Origin of the sequence: Sunxiuqinia elliptica, from assembly GCF_900113005.1 — a bacterium.
In the GTDB taxonomy this organism is placed as follows: Bacteria; Bacteroidota; Bacteroidia; order Bacteroidales; family Prolixibacteraceae; genus Sunxiuqinia; species Sunxiuqinia elliptica.
This window is the reverse complement of record NZ_FONW01000011.1, coordinates 112,185-126,944: the sequence shown is the minus strand read 5'-3', so window position 1 is coordinate 126,944 and position 14,760 is coordinate 112,185. Positions and strand designations below refer to the sequence as shown.

The 14,760-nt window shown below is 41.9% G+C and carries 11 protein-coding genes, 1 tRNA gene and 1 pseudogene; 3 read left to right on the top strand and 10 right to left on the bottom strand.

Going from position 1 to position 14,760, the window contains the following annotated elements; all coding sequences use genetic code 11:
• Together BM156_RS17105 and bglX are read left to right on the top strand one after the other, a co-directional pair.
• Positions 1 to 996, top strand: a complete 996-nt coding sequence (locus BM156_RS17105; protein ID WP_093921121.1) for a metallophosphoesterase — start codon at positions 1 to 3, stop codon at positions 994 to 996.
• Positions 997 to 1,034: 38 nt separating this feature from the next.
• The gene (gene bglX / locus BM156_RS17100; RefSeq protein ID WP_093921120.1) at positions 1,035 to 3,323 is read left to right on the top strand and encodes a beta-glucosidase BglX; all 2,289 of its coding nucleotides are present in this window, start codon (positions 1,035 to 1,037) and stop codon (positions 3,321 to 3,323) included.
• A gap of 195 nt (positions 3,324 to 3,518) precedes the next feature.
• Here the strand turns inward: bglX and BM156_RS20845 are convergent.
• From BM156_RS20845 to BM156_RS17085, 3 genes and pseudogenes are all read right to left on the bottom strand, one after another.
• A pseudogene (locus BM156_RS20845) lies at positions 3,519 to 4,631 on the bottom strand (PepSY-associated TM helix domain-containing protein).
• Between the two features lie 64 nt (positions 4,632 to 4,695).
• Complete coding sequence (locus tag BM156_RS17090; RefSeq protein WP_093921119.1) at positions 4,696 to 7,077, bottom strand: TonB-dependent receptor; 2,382 nt, start codon at positions 7,075 to 7,077, stop codon at positions 4,696 to 4,698.
• Positions 7,078 to 7,588: 511 nt separating this feature from the next.
• Positions 7,589 to 7,676: transfer RNA gene (locus tag BM156_RS17085), tRNA-Ser, on the bottom strand.
• 277 nt (positions 7,677 to 7,953) lie between these two features.
• Here BM156_RS17085 and BM156_RS17080 point away from each other — a divergent pair.
• Positions 7,954 to 8,223 (top strand): HU family DNA-binding protein, encoded by a 270-nt coding sequence (locus tag BM156_RS17080; protein ID WP_093921118.1) that lies wholly within the window; start codon positions 7,954 to 7,956, stop codon positions 8,221 to 8,223.
• A gap of 73 nt (positions 8,224 to 8,296) precedes the next feature.
• Here the strand turns inward: BM156_RS17080 and BM156_RS17075 are convergent, their stop codons facing one another.
• From BM156_RS17075 to BM156_RS17045, 7 genes are all read right to left on the bottom strand, one after another.
• Positions 8,297 to 8,797, bottom strand: a complete 501-nt coding sequence (locus BM156_RS17075; RefSeq protein ID WP_093921117.1) for a DUF4252 domain-containing protein — start codon at positions 8,795 to 8,797, stop codon at positions 8,297 to 8,299.
• An 87-nt stretch (positions 8,798 to 8,884) separates the two neighbouring features.
• Complete coding sequence (locus BM156_RS17070) at positions 8,885 to 9,433, bottom strand: hypothetical protein (RefSeq protein ID WP_093921116.1); 549 nt, start codon at positions 9,431 to 9,433, stop codon at positions 8,885 to 8,887.
• Positions 9,390 to 9,962 carry an RNA polymerase sigma factor gene (locus BM156_RS17065; protein WP_139218321.1) on the bottom strand — a complete coding sequence of 191 codons (573 nt, stop codon included), beginning with the start codon at positions 9,960 to 9,962 and terminating at the stop codon, positions 9,390 to 9,392. Before BM156_RS17065 ends, BM156_RS17070 begins: the two co-directional genes overlap by 44 nt.
• Before the next feature lie 111 nt (positions 9,963 to 10,073).
• The gene (locus BM156_RS17060) at positions 10,074 to 10,946 is read right to left on the bottom strand and encodes a hypothetical protein (protein ID WP_093921114.1); all 873 of its coding nucleotides are present in this window, start codon (positions 10,944 to 10,946) and stop codon (positions 10,074 to 10,076) included.
• 273 nt (positions 10,947 to 11,219) lie between these two features.
• On the bottom strand, positions 11,220 to 12,137 hold the full coding sequence (locus tag BM156_RS17055; protein ID WP_093921113.1) for a DUF4382 domain-containing protein: 918 nt from the start codon (positions 12,135 to 12,137) through the stop codon (positions 11,220 to 11,222).
• A 39-nt stretch (positions 12,138 to 12,176) separates the two neighbouring features.
• Positions 12,177 to 13,091 carry a Cbp1 family collagen-binding glycoprotein adhesin gene (locus BM156_RS17050; RefSeq protein WP_139218320.1) on the bottom strand — a complete coding sequence of 305 codons (915 nt, stop codon included), beginning with the start codon at positions 13,089 to 13,091 and terminating at the stop codon, positions 12,177 to 12,179.
• Between the two features lie 174 nt (positions 13,092 to 13,265).
• The gene (locus BM156_RS17045; protein ID WP_093921111.1) at positions 13,266 to 14,618 is read right to left on the bottom strand and encodes a sigma-54-dependent transcriptional regulator; all 1,353 of its coding nucleotides are present in this window, start codon (positions 14,616 to 14,618) and stop codon (positions 13,266 to 13,268) included.
• Positions 14,619 to 14,760 lie beyond the last annotated feature (142 nt).

Sequence of the window (14,760 nt, the reverse complement as noted above, 5' to 3'; positions counted from 1 at the left end):
ATGAAGCAGAATAGAAATCAGTTTCAATATTGGTTTGCTGTGTTGTTTAGTTTGCTGCTGGGAGCTTGCAGCCAAGAGTCTGAAGGAGAGATGACCATTGTTTTGTTGCCGGATACGCAAACTTATGCTGAGAAGTACCCGCATATTTTATCTAGTCAGATTGATTGGATTGCAGCAAATGCAGACAGCATCGATTTGGTGTTGCAACAAGGTGATTTAACTCAAAATAATAACGAGAAAGAATGGACTATCGTTCGGAAGGCTTTTAGCCGACTGGATAACGAAGTCCCCTATGTTTTAGCAGTAGGGAATCATGATATGGGAAGTGGTCCGGGTAAGTTTGCCGATACCCGAAATACCGAACTGTTCAACACCTATTTCCCGGTATCAACCATGGAGCAATTGCCGGCTTTTGCTGGAACCTTTGAACCTGGTAAAATGGATAACTCCTGCTACGTGTTGGATCATGAGGATACGAAATGGTTGATTTTGAGCCTTGAGTTTGGGCCGCGAAAAGCTGTGGTTGACTGGGCAAACCAGTTGGTTGAAAAATATCAAGATTACCAGGTGATCGTGAATACGCACTGCTACATGTATTCGGATAGCACGCGGCAAGGAGAAGGAGACTACTGGCGTCCTCAGGGTTATGGGGTAGGAGCTGGAGTTGGTGCTGATGCGGTTCACGATGGCGAACAACTTTGGGAGCAGTTAATCCGCAGGCATGCTAATATCCGCTTTGTCTTTTCAGGGCATATCCTGAATGGAGGAGTTGGGAATCTGGTTAGCATCAATGACGCGGGCTTTCCAGTATATCAGTTTCTGGCCAACTACCAGGAAGGTGTGAAAGGATCAAAAGAAGGAGGAAGTGGATTTTTAAGAATTCTGAAACTAAATACAAAGAATAACACACTTCGGGTACGAAGCTATTCGCCTTATACGGGTGAATACCTGGAGAAGGAAGGGCATGATTTCCTGATCCGGGATGTTGTTTTGTGATGCAAATAATTTAAGAACAGAAAATAAATAGTTAGAAGATGAAGGTGAATCGATTAATTTTTGCGGCCCTTTGGGTCTTGTTGGGAGTGCCGGTACAGGCACAAAATACAGATAAAGCTGAGATGGATGCCTACATTAATGAATTGATGGGGCGAATGACACTTCAGGAAAAAATCGGTCAGTTGAACTTGATTACTCCAGGAGGTGGAATTCCAACAGGTTCAGCAGTGAGCACCGGTGTTGAATCCAAACTGAAGGATGGTTTGGTCGGTGGAATTTTTGGGGTGAGCAGCCCTGAGAAAGTTCGTCAAACACAAGAGTTGGCTGTAGAAGAAAGTCGCTTGGGAATTCCTGTACTTGTTGGGTCAGACGTGATTCACGGGTACAAGACAACGTTCCCAATACCACTTGGTTTAGCCTCGAGCTGGGACATGGAGCTGATTGAGAAAACAGCGCGCGTAGCTGCAAAAGAAGCAACTGCAGACGGAATCTTCTGGAACTTTTCACCGATGGTTGATATTGCACGCGATCCTCGTTGGGGACGCATTGCTGAAGGTGCTGGCGAAGATCCTTTCTTAGGCTCAGAGATTGCCAAAGCCATGGTGCGCGGTTACCAAGGTGATGACTTGACCAGTCCCAATACCATGATGGCAACGGTGAAGCACTTTGCTTTGTATGGCGCATCGGAAGCTGGTCGTGACTACAACACAACAGATATGAGCCGTATTCGCATGTTCAACGAATACTTGCCTCCCTACAAAGCTGCTATTGATGCAGGAGTGGGATCGGTGATGTCTTCGTTCAACGATGTGGATGGAATTCCGGCGAGTGGAAACAAGTGGTTATTGACTGACTTGTTGCGTGATCAGTGGGGATTTGATGGTTTTGTCGTTTCAGACTATACTTCTGTTAACGAAATGATTGCTCATGGAATGGGTGATTTGCAAGCTGTTTCTGCTTTGTCTTTGAAAGCAGGCTTGGACATGGATATGGTTGGTGAAGGATTTCTGACCACGCTTGAAAAATCTTTGAAAGAAGGAAAAATTACAGAAGATGAGATTGAATTGGCATGTCGCCGGGTATTGGAAGCCAAGTATAAGTTAGGCTTGTTTGAAGATCCTTACCGTTATGCTGATGATTCACGTCCGAAAAAAGATATTTTGACGAAGGCGAACCGCCAGGTGGCACGCGAAGCTGCTGCTCGTTCTTTTGTGCTTCTGAAAAACGAAATGAATACACTTCCGCTGTCTCAAAGCGGATCAATTGCCTTGGTTGGACCATTGGCAAACAACAAAAATAACATGCTTGGAACATGGGCTCCAACAGGGAATCCACAACTTTCAATTCCCATTTTGGAGGGAATGGAGAATGTTGGTGGTCGCAAGGTGAAAGTTCGCTATGCCAAAGGAGCTAACATTTCGGATGATGTTGAGTTTGCTAAAAAAGTGAATGTATTCGGAACACGTATTGCCATTGACGAGCGCAGTCCGGAGGAAATGTTGAACGAAGCCTTGGACTTGGCTGCACAATCAGAAGTGGTCGTTGCTGTGATTGGTGAAGCTACTGAAATGAGCGGTGAGTCGGCTAACCGGACAGATATTTCGTTACCCGAAAGCCAAAAGAAACTGGTTCGTGCTTTGGCAAAAACTGGCAAGCCTTTGGTGTTGGTAATGATGAGTGGGCGCCCAATGGCGATTGGCGAAGAGTATGAGTTGGCAACTTCTTTATTGCAAGTTTGGCATCCCGGTGTTGAGGCAGGAAATGCGATTGCTGATGTGCTTTTCGGAGCATATAACCCTTCTGGTAAGTTAACGGCAACTTTCCCACACAACGTAGGGCAAATTCCAGTTCACTACCGAATGAAAAATACGGGACGTCCACAGGATGGAGATACATTTATGAAGTTTAAATCGAACTACCTGGATGCACCTAACAGCCCACTGTTTGCGTTTGGTTACGGTTTAAGCTACACCGATTTTGACTATGGCAAACCGGTGTTTAGCCAAACAAAATTGAAAGGTAACGAGAGTTTGAAAGTATCGGTCGACATTACCAATACCGGGAATTTTGATGGCGAAGAAGTGGTTCAATTGTATACACGCGACTTGGTGGCTTCTGTAACCCGTCCGGTAAAAGAGTTGAAAGGCTTTCAAAAAATCAACTTGAAAAAAGGAGAGACTAAGACGGTTACCTTCGAATTAACGGCTGATGATCTGGCATTTTACAATTTCAACCTGGAATTTGGGTGGGAACCCGGAGATTTCGAAATCATGGTTGGACCAAGCTCGGACAATGTGCAGTCAGCAGTTGTGAGCTGGGAGAAATAGTGTTGACGACAGGATGCATTTCCCGTCTTCTAATACAAAATTGAAAGAATAGATAAGCTTCGGTTGATGATTGGCTACGTGTCAGGATTCGGATGAACTCAATCAGAAGTTTATTGAGAAATACAAAGCGCGAGGGATTATCAAGAACTAAAACAAAACGGAGGTCCAGTTAATTGGCTCTCCGTTTTTATTGCGTTAGAAATCGAGTTGCTTTTCGAGTGCTCGTTTGCTTTTGTACGCTTTGCGCTTTCGGATATAAAACATGTAGTATCCTGTTAGCGGCAAGCTGGCCCCAATAAGCGATGCTAAAAAGGTGAGCACACGACCCCAATAGCCTCCATAATCTCCAACATGGAGCGCATAAGCCCAAGTCATGATCTTCGAGGAACTTAGGTCTTGCTGGTACTTCTTTACGGAGTTTATTTGCCCGCTGTTTTTGTCAAAAGTGTATTTGTCTGCCGCCCGCTTATGAACAGCATCCTTGGCAAGTACTGTTGCTGCTTGATCTTGAATTCGGATGTATTGGTAACCCGGATTTTTCTGAGCCAACTCCTGAAAAGCCTGATCCCAATGCAAGCTGTTTATCTCCTCTGTTGGTGACGATGATTTTCCTTTCTTGCCATGTCTTTGTTGTTGTTCGATGCCAAACCAGCTGAAAACTGTATTTCGGTACCAGCCAAACGACCACATCAGCCCGGTGAGAGATCAGGTGAGCAGAAGTAAGAAAGCATACATGCCAACGGTAATGTGCAGGTCTCGCCAAAATCGGTTATATCCGGAACGAATATTCACGGTGAATTGCTGGCGCCACTTTTTTTTATTGACAGGAACCCATAAAACCATGCCGGTAATTAATAGAATGACAAAAATGATGGTGCTTATTCCTACAGTTACTTTTCCCAGTTCTCGGCTTCCATCCATGAGCCAGCGGTGGAGGGTCATCATTTTATAAAAGAAACTTTCCAGAAAATAATGGTAGCCTTTAATTTCTCCGGTGTAGGGATTGACAAAAGCGCTCACGCGAAATCCTTCTTGTAAACCCACGGTGTACGTCCGATCAGGATCGGAGGCGATTTTCACGCTGGCTACTGAATTCTCTTCCAACTGCTCGTTTACCTTCTCAACCAGCTCGTGAAGCGGAAGCGGAGTGCCGATAGTCTGTTCTTCAACAAAATACCGTTCAGGATAATACCATTCCAATAGTTCTTGCTCAAAAACAAGTATTGCTCCGGTCAGGCAAACAATGGTGACAATCAAGCCCGCAGGAAGAGCCAGCCATAAATGGATTTTTTCGATAAAGTTTCTCATGAATGATCTTGTTGTTTGAATGAAAGTCCCCACCATGGGAGGGCGGGGACTTTGCTTGTTGCTATTAGAACTGGTAGGATAGCGTTACTGCAAAATTTCGAGGATCAATTTGGTTGATGTAACCACCCCGGAAATAAGCATTGTATCCTACTTGATCGAAGAGATTATTGAGAAAAGCGCGGATTGTAAAGTCTCCTGTAGCATAAGCCACTTGTGCATTTACGGTAGTGTAGGCCGGCATATTAAATGGCTTGGTTCCTACCGGCGTACCATGTCCGTCTGGTTTGATCAAATATTCATTGGAAGGTTTCTCTCCAACATAATAGGCTCCTAGGCCCAATGACAGGCCTTTTAAGGCACTTTTGTTGAAGGAGTAATAAACCCAGCCATTGGCTGTGTGCTCTGGCGCATTCATGGGAGCTGACCCATCAACATAGGATGGACTGTTTTCATAGCGGGCATCCAGGTAGGCATACCCTAGAATTACCTGAAGGTCATCAGTTAACCGTCCACTTAGCTCTGTTTCAATCCCATTACGTTTTAAATCACCGGCTTTAAAGTAATAACCAGTGGGTTGGTTGGTGCCTTCAATGTATTCGGTGTTCGAAAGGTTTTCGGTAATAATATCAAAATAGGTAAAGTTGAAACGCAGCTTATTATCCAACCAGTCTGACTTTAAACCTACCTCAAACTGCTTGGTATTTGACGGCCCAATTTCGCCGCCATCGGCCATCAACCTTGCAGCAGAACGTAAACTGGTAGTGGTTGAATAAGAGCCAAACAGGTTGATGTTTTTGATGGGACTGATCATTAATCCAAGCATCGGATTCCAGGCGTCGCCCGGAATCGGTCCTACGCTTCTTGTGTTGATGGCACTCGAATAGCTGTATCGTAATGCTAAAATGGCTCGAATGAATTCCTTGTAGCTTAAGACTTCTTGAGCTAGAAAACCATAGGAGGAGCTTTCCGATTCAACGGGGCTTTGTTTCATTAGATTGACATCGCCCAAGGTGTTGTTAATAACTGGTTGGGTAACATGAATTGTGTCGATAAAAGCCGATCCAAAGCTTGTGGTACTTAGCTTGGTCGTTTTATAGTCAAACCCGAACTGGAAGGTGTGTTTGAAGTCACCCGTGTAGATATCTTGACCAATAAAGTCGAGTTGAAAAGTGGAATTTTGGTCATCTCTTAGCGATCTGGAAAGACGCCGGGCGCGTTTGGAGTAGTCGCCATCAACAATAGTAGAAACAGAGCTTGACGTATTATTCACTTCGTAGGAAGAGTGAAAATAAGCCGCGCGCAGGCTGAAATGATCCGTTAGGATTCGATTGGCTCTTGCCGCATAGGTTAAGGTTTTGTTGTTGGCATTGTCCTTATCAAAACCCAAAAATTGGTCAAAAGGCAGATCATAGAAGTTTTCGGTATCATTTGGCGCCAAATTTACCGTGCTGGTATGTGGCGTCCGGTTGTCATTCAAATAGTCCAGTTCAACGGTGATCTTGGTTTTGTCGTTGGGCCTGAATTCCATTGATGGGTTGATGTAAACGCGGTTGCTATTTATTACAGGACGGTAATTGTCAGCACGTTGGAAGACTCCGTTGAGCCTGAAGGCCACTGTCTTTTGCTCATTCAAAATTCCCTGTACATCGAAAGCCGGACGCACATAGCCCCAGCTACCCAGTCGGAGGGAAGCTTCTCCGGAGTTTTCAAACTTTGGAGTTTTTGTTACAACGTTGATAATACCCCCGGGGCTTCCTAAATCGTTACCCAATCCTTGAGTTATTGCTGCGGAACCTTTAATCACCTGAACACTTTCTACACCCTGCATTTCGGATAGTGCTGAGCCTGTGCGGAAATCCGAATCGATACGAACGCCATTTTTGAGGACCGGTACTCCCCGGTAGCCACGAATACTCATACTTTCGCGCACTCCTCCGTAGGATCCAAAAAGGGTTACACCCGGAATATTCTGCACTGCCTCGGTAATGGTTTGAACGCCTTGCTGAGCAATCATCTTCTCCGAAATAACGGAAATACTTTGAATTTGCTCACTTGGACGTAAGGGCATACGCGTAATTGTTGCAATCTTTTCGGGTTGTTTGTAGCGGCTGCCAAATACCTCTACTTCATTAATTGAATTGGGGTCAACCTGTAAATGAAAGTCAATTGTTTGCGATGCGCCGGAATTTACCTGAACCTGCTGGCTTGCTTTTTTATAACCAATAAAGCTTACAGTTACCGTTTTGAGTCCATCATCGACTTTCGGAAACTGGAAAAATCCTGACTGATTGGTAATGGTTCCTTGTTTGGTGTGTTCAATAATAACACTTGCATAAGGGAGCGGATTGTCATTTTCATCATAAACAATACCTTTTATAGAGTGCCCTGAAGCCATGGAAAAAGCAGCGAGAATGAAATATGAAATAGCCGTTAATCTTTTATACATTTTTGATAGGATTTAAGATTGATATTTGAGATTGTATGTTGTGGAACACAAAGTAAGTGTGTTGCAGGAAGGAGGACAATCGCTAAAAATGGGTATTTCAAGAGGTGTTTCTTCCCACAAAAAGGGGACGACTTTAAGTTTTTCTCCTGTTTTTTTGGGAGAAATAAGAATCTGGAATCGTATTTTTGTGTGCTGAAAGTTGATTTTTATAGAATAGACAGGGGGGAAGTACTAAGAATAAAACCCAATGAACCAGGTTTTTTCTTTTGAAAAATAGAAGGTGCTATAAAAAGGAAATAGATAACCCTGAGATGAAGTTGGAGGATGATCGCTAATGGCATTCTCGAGTGAGAAAGTATCCTAAAGAGTATACTGAGTGTAATTAGATGGAAAGTGTTGTTGTTTTATTTCTTTTGACTTGTAGTTAGTTACGTGGTGTTTGGGGCGTTTGGGAATTTGCTTTAAAACGAAAAAGAGTTGCAAACACTTGGTTTACAACTCCTTTTTTATCTGGCGGAGAGAGAGGGATTCGAACCCCCGGATCCGTGAAGATCAACGGTTTTCAAGACCGCCGCATTCGACCACTCTGCCATCTCTCCGTGATGTGGCGGCAAAAGTAGAGGATTTTTTTAAAACACAAAAATATTAGGTGAAAAAAAACATCAAAAACCTAAAAAAAAAAAGTTGGATAAAGTGTTGCATATTTGAATCATATTTTAGAATTTTATAAAGCGTAAAATTTAAGCTTTCGAAAGTATTGATTTTACTGAGGTTCCAGAAAGTTTAAATTCTTTTTTTTTACCTTCGTATAAGAAAGTTATTAATGATAAAGTAATTTTAATCAGTTTATTTTTTTAACCCTAAACAAGTTTTCTTATGAACAAAGCTCAATTAATTGACGCAATTGCTGACAAAGCTGGTCTAACTAAAGCTGATGCAAAAAAAGCATTGGATGCTTTTGTAGAATCTACAACTGACGCCTTAAAGAATGGTGACCGTGTTGCCTTAATCGGATTTGGTTCTTTTGCTGTAGCTACTCGTAGCGCAAGAACAGGAAGAAACCCTCAATCAGGTGCACCAATCGAAATTCCTGAAAAGAAAGTTGTAAAATTCAAGCCAGGAGCTGAATTAAGTGATGCTGTTTAATCATCATGATGGAAAAAATATAAGGGAGATTTCAGCTGAAATCTCCCTTTTTCTTGCACCTAACTTTAGGTAATTACTTTTCCTTTGGCATAACATCCAAATCCAGCGCTCCGGTGATCTTGCCAATGTTTTCCGGATCAATGAGCCCTCGAATACTAATTAGCGCATTATCGTCTCCTCCTACAACAAGTAATAATTCAGAAAATTTGCCATTGCCGGCACTGCGGGCGAAGAAGCGCACGACTTCGTTTTCTTCGGTTACTTCCATCAACACTTCATAATCATGATTTTTGAAGAACCCATCGTTTTCCAGTTCTTTGTAAAAATCGACTTCACGATTTAGATCATCATCGTCAACAGCCAGGATTCTGACACCATCTAAATCAGAAAGCATTTTGGCTTCAGCAGATTGGTTATCGATCTGGCTGGCTAACCCAAGAAGTGCTCCGCTGATATTGACAGTCGTTAATCCTTTTTTATTGGCATACTTGTCAAACAGCTTATCGACCGGGCTTTTTTGTGCCATTCCTAATAAAGGAATCAGGCAAATAATAAAGATTAATAGCTTTTTCATGATATTGTATTTTTTCGTTTTTTATAATTTTTGAAATCTATAATTACCTGCGCAGTAATGTGTTTTTAGATCTGGTTGATCGTGACTCTATTCTTGTTTAATTTTCTCTTTTACTTTTTCGAGTTGCTCCACTTGTTTAAATCCCTTTTCCAAGGTTGTAATACTTTTATTTAAAGGAGTAACCGCTTCATTTAACTTCTTGACAGGTTTTAGATTGCCAATTCCTTTTTGATAGTATCCAGCTACGTATTGCAAGGTTCGTGAAGCCTCGACATAAGCTTGGTCAGGATTACTATAGGTATCTTGCCACTGGCGCGAATTGCCATAATAGTTGACAGCCAAGAGGCCAATGAGTAGAGCAGCAGCGATACCACTAACCGATTGCCATAACCAGCGGTAGTGTGTTTTCTCACGATGCTCTTGCTCCAAAATATGGTCCATGATGCTTTCCTCGAGATGGAGATCACGCTTGCTATTGGTTAGTTCCTGGAAGCCCGCAAAAAATGCTTTGTATTGAATGAGTTCAGGATCTATTTGATCAGACCTAAAGTATTCGATCAATAACTGCTCTTCCTGCTCCGTCGTTTCCCCCTCAAAATAGCTGTGCAGTATTTGTTTTATTCTTTGCTGTTCCATAATCCTGATAATTTAATAGTTCAGTTCGAATCTTTTTTCTTGCACGGGATAAGTTAACCCGAATTGCATTGATATTGAGTCCGGTATTTTCAGCTATTTCATCGTAGCTGAGCTGATCAATATCCCGCATTTGCATCACCTGTCGCTGCAGGTCTGGTAGCTCTCCAATGAGGCGTTTGATGATCGTTGCTGTTTCTGATAGCTCCAACTCTTCATTCAAATCACCTTTTCTTTTCTGTTGCCAACTGTCTGTCTGGTCTTCCAGCGAATAAGTGTGTTTTCCGCGGTACAAGTCAAGGCATCTGTTGCGTGTCATGCGCATGGCAAAGGCCTCAATATTCTCAATACCTTCCAGCGTATTGCGCTTTTGCCACAGTTTCAGAAATACATCCTGAATGGTATCGCGGGCTTCTTCTTCGTTTTTGGTGAACTGCAAAGCAAAACGTAAAAGCTTATTACTCAACGGAAGCACTATTGTCTTAAACTCTTTGGCTAACATGCTCTTGTTTTCTTCCTTGTTTGTATTCAAATTTAAGACGATGCAAACTTAATTTCATTACATCAGTTTGAGAATTTTGATCGAAGGAATAAAAAAAGCCCGGACGATTGATCCGGGCTATACCTATTTTTTGGATACCGATTAGTTTGGTGCCCACGGAAGATGTTCTCCTCCGGAGGAGCGTTTGGATCCGGATCCAGAACCGATTGGAATGGAAACACCAAATACGACTTTTGCAACCAAGGTTGAGGTAACTTCATCCTCTAACAAATTAGGAAGTGCATCTATATACTCCGATTTTGTTCCGGAAACACTAGCTGCAAGGTTGAAGGTTAATCCTTGGTTTAGGGTGAAGCGGGTACCAAGTCCAAAGCCAAACTGCAAGGCCTGTTCAGTTGAACTGTACGGGATTTTATTTTTATGTTGTTCGAGATACCATACTGACGGCAGGTTGGATATTTCACCGTCTTCAATAAGAATTCCTGTTGTATCGATATAATTTAATTCAGGTGAGTGGAAGTTAAAGCCAACATTGAGCTCCAGATAAGGCTGAAATTTTTGAGCATCGCGAGCTCTGGAAGCAAATCTTTTAAAATAATACCTAAAAAACAGGTTGGGAACCAAATTGCTTGTTTGGTATTCAATTGGTTGGGGCCATCGATCTACATTGCTAAAACTGGGTGGCAGGTTCCCCCTGGCAACTGCTCGAAGATCTTCAATGAAGAGCGAATCATCGGAACTGGAAAGCTTATAAAATTCAACACCCAGCCCAACTTCAAAATGGCTGCCAAATGTTCTGGATAAAGCCAAGTCGGCGTTGAGTCCAAAACCGTGTTTGAAATCACTATCGACAGTTGTAAAGCTCGAGTTTACTTCTCCGATCATTGTTGCGGCACCAATTCTAGGAGTCAAGAACCATTGGTTGGCTCCTTTGCCTTTTGCCTGAAGTAAGTGTGGAGTAAGTGTTAATAAAATCACTAAAGTTAGTAGTGTCCCGGCAAGATTTTTTTTCATTCGTCTAAGTTTTAGGTTTGGCGATATGTAATAATAGCAAAAAAAAATGCGACTTAACCTATTTTACATCAGACTTTTTCGACGATTACTGAATTTTTATTGGCAGGACTCAGCTGGCGTTTTAGAACACAAAACAAGCGGGGAAGGCTCCTTTTGAGTAATGGGGGAATAAAAAAAACGCCACTCAAACCTCGTTTGAGCGGCAATTTTTTGTTTATATACGTGAAGATTTGAGTGTGTGCAATGTATGTAATTGCAGGTAAAGTGCTTTTGCTATTCCTCCGTGGTTTCAGCAGCTTCCTCTTCAACAGGAGTTAGTGCCAAATCTACAGTAGTTGTTTGCCCTGCTTCTACAGCAACGTTGTCAACCCAGATGGTATCATAGTTTTCCATCGCTGCAGAAAGGTGATAAGTACCTTCTGGTAAACCAATCATTTTGTAAAAACCAGCTTCATCAGAGAATGCTGAAGTAACAACGGTATCAGCTTCCTGTGTTTCAGTAAGGCTCCAAAGCTCGATGTGTGCATTTTCAAGAATTGCTTCTGCATCATCGGTAACATGCCCTTCAACCTGTCCGGCAAAGCCAACAAAGACTGCACGAACAACTGGTTTGAAATGGAAGCCTTTGATTCCGGCAGGAGTGTTCATGTTACCCTGCATAACAAAGGATTTGCTAACATCAAAGTCAAGTAAAACTGAAGACTCAGTGCCTTCTTCAATTACAACAGCTGGTTCAATTTTTACTTTCAAGCCGCTGGTGCTTCCACTTGGAATGGTGAGATCAAATTCAGTCCCATCTTTCAAAATTACTTTCGCATCTACAACATGTAGTCGGATTTGATCGTAACTACCTGCTTCCAGATCAACAGAAGCTAATTGCGCAGTTACACCATTCGCTAAGTCAAGCAAATTGATTTCATACTCCTCTTCGGATAGCGTGACAAAAGTGCGTGTTTCGGCTTCGTCCTCACTCGCTTGAGTGGTTTGTGCGATTTCAACTTTGTCAATTGTCACCACCGTTTTGTCAACGATGTCAATTGGGAAAGGCGCATCAGTAATCGCTACATTTAAGCGACCTTTTCCTTCTATTGTTTTTACATCATCCGACTTAGAGCACGAAAAGAACAGGGTGGCAAGAAGTAATGATAATACTCCAATTCGTGCTTTTCCATTCATCTTTAAAAATTTCATTCTTTATTGTTTTTAGTTAAACGAATATAGTCCCTTCTACTATTTCACTTCAATCACAGCATATTTCGAAATTTTCCAGAATTCCTCAGGATTATTAATTTGTAAGTAGGAAACTTGTCCGTCTTCTTCTACAAAGGTATAGGAATCAGCTGGATGCTCAGATATAATTGTAGCTTTTTTTGAATGCAACGGGATGGTTTTTGTTTCCTGAATATTCAGCTCGGTGAAGTATTCATCATCAAAATCTTCCTGGATGGTTTTGTTTTTTCCAATCCATAGGAAGCCACCTTCTTTGGTAAGCAATCCTTTTTCTTTTAACTCTTTGTAGGTTCCGTAAGCAATATGTGCTGTGTTCAGCTCTTCGTTTTTTTGATCAATGATGTTGAGCTTATTGGCAAGCGTGTCAGCTTGTTTGGCAATCTCAAACTCCATCGTTTCAACTTTCTCATTTAGGTCAGCAACCATGACGTCTTTTTCTTCAATGATTCGTCTCAATTCAACCATTTCTGAGTTCTGGTCATTAACGGTTTTTGAAAGTGCAGCAATTTTTTGCTGGAATCCGCTGAGCTTAATCCCTGAATTTTTAAGCTTCTTCTCTAGCTGGTCGATGTGCTTGCTGCTTTCTTCCAGCATCTTATTCATCAGGGCGATGTCGTCTAAAATGGCTTGTTTCCGATCAATATTTCCTTCTTTGTTTTGCTCGATTGACAATTGCTTTCTTTTTTCTTTGATAAATTTCAAATTGTTTTCGATATCGTTGAAAGCAGTAACCATTTCGTTGACAACAGAATCACGATTTTCAATCAATTCACTCAAATTACTATTCTCTGAAACTAAGTTCTCAACTTCCGATTGTTTTTGAGTGTAGACATAAATAGTACCAATCGCGGCTAAAATAACCACCACAACTGCAGTAACTATAATTCCCAATTGTTTTTTTCTTGTATTATCCATGATATTGTCCTCCATTCTTTAATAAATGTGATAAGCGATAGGCAATGGTTGTGCCAAGACAAAAAAAAAACCCAAAAGGCTGTCTTTTAGTCTTTTGGGTTTTTGTGCTGGATGTTTTTTCTTCTCAAATTGAATGATTGTTTCGCAAATTGAGAATAGAATCTGTTGGAAGGATCAGTTTCGTTCTTCTTTTAGCATGCGATAAATTGTTGCAACGCCAATGTCCAGTTTTTCAGCAACAAGCTTGATGTTGTTGTCGTATTTTTCCAGAAAGCGATTTAAAATTTCCAGGTTATATTCTCGCAAGGTCCGTTCTTCTGTCAGCAGGCTGTCTAGCATGTTTTGGCCGCCAAACATCAGGTTGTCTTCGGTAATCTCATCGGTGTCTGAAAGTGTGGCAGCTAACTCAATTACTGACTTTAGCTCACGAATATTACCAGGGAAAGAGTAGGACAGAAGTCGTTTACTGGCCGAGGAGCTTAGTGTTTTCTCTTCCAGTTGATTCTCTTTACAAAAGTTTTGGATAAAATGCTTGGCTAAGATGACAACATCGTTTCCGCGTTCGCGAAGTGGAGGTAACTCAATTGGAAGCCCAAAAAGACGGTAATAAAGGTCTTGCCTAAAATTACCTGCATTAACTTCTTCTATCAGGTTTTTGTTGGTCGCAATAATGATACGACAATTTGTTTTGACGGTCTCATTGCTTCCAATTCGGGTGATTTCCTTTTCTTGTAAGGCACGAAGGAGCTTGGCTTGAAGGGCAATGTCCATTTCTGCCATTTCGTCTAAAAAGAGTGTTCCGCCATTGGCTTCTTCAAATTTTCCGATCCGGCGAGAAGAGGCTCCGGTAAAAGCCCCTTTCTCATGGCCAAACAGCTCACTCTCGATCAAATCTTTTGGAATGGCAGCTACGTTGACGGGGATGAATGGCTTTTTTGCACGGGTTGAGTTGTAATGAATGGCCTTGGCAACCAATTCTTTTCCCGTTCCGGTTTCTCCGGTAATGGTCACCGAGATGTTGGTGCGTGTGGCCTTTTCAATTAATGAGAAGATTTTTTCAGCCGCAGGGCTATTCCCAATAATGGTATTTTGGTAGCTGTATTTCTTTTTAACCTCTTGCCGAAGCGAAACGATTTCTTTTTTCAGTCGGCTTCCTTGTCGGATGTTGTTAACCGTATTGAGTAGCCTTTCTTTTACATCCGAAGATTTGACAATGTAGTCATAAGCCCCGTGTTTTAGAAGTTCAACGACCACTTCGATATCATCCTGCTCCGAAATAAGCACCACCTGAATATCTTCATTGATTGCCTTGATTTCTTTGAGGACCTCCAGTCCTTTCATATCAGGCAGGCGGTAGTCAAGTGTGATGACGTCCGGTTCTTTATTCAGGTTTTTAATACAATCTTTCCCACTGGTAAACGACTCGATATCGTAATCGGGAATAAGGGATAAGTTGTGCACAAGCAATCGGTTGTACCAATCGTCGTCTTCAACTACAAAAATTTTAAATGATTTACTGGTGTCCATACGCTAGTTTCAACTACTAAAGCGGCTAATTAGTTTCATTTGGCTATGCAATAGTATAGAAATATTTTGTGAAAAATGAGTGATTTCGAGTAGATTTTTTTGAAAGAAAATCCCCTGGGTTGGAAACTACCCAGGGGAGGAA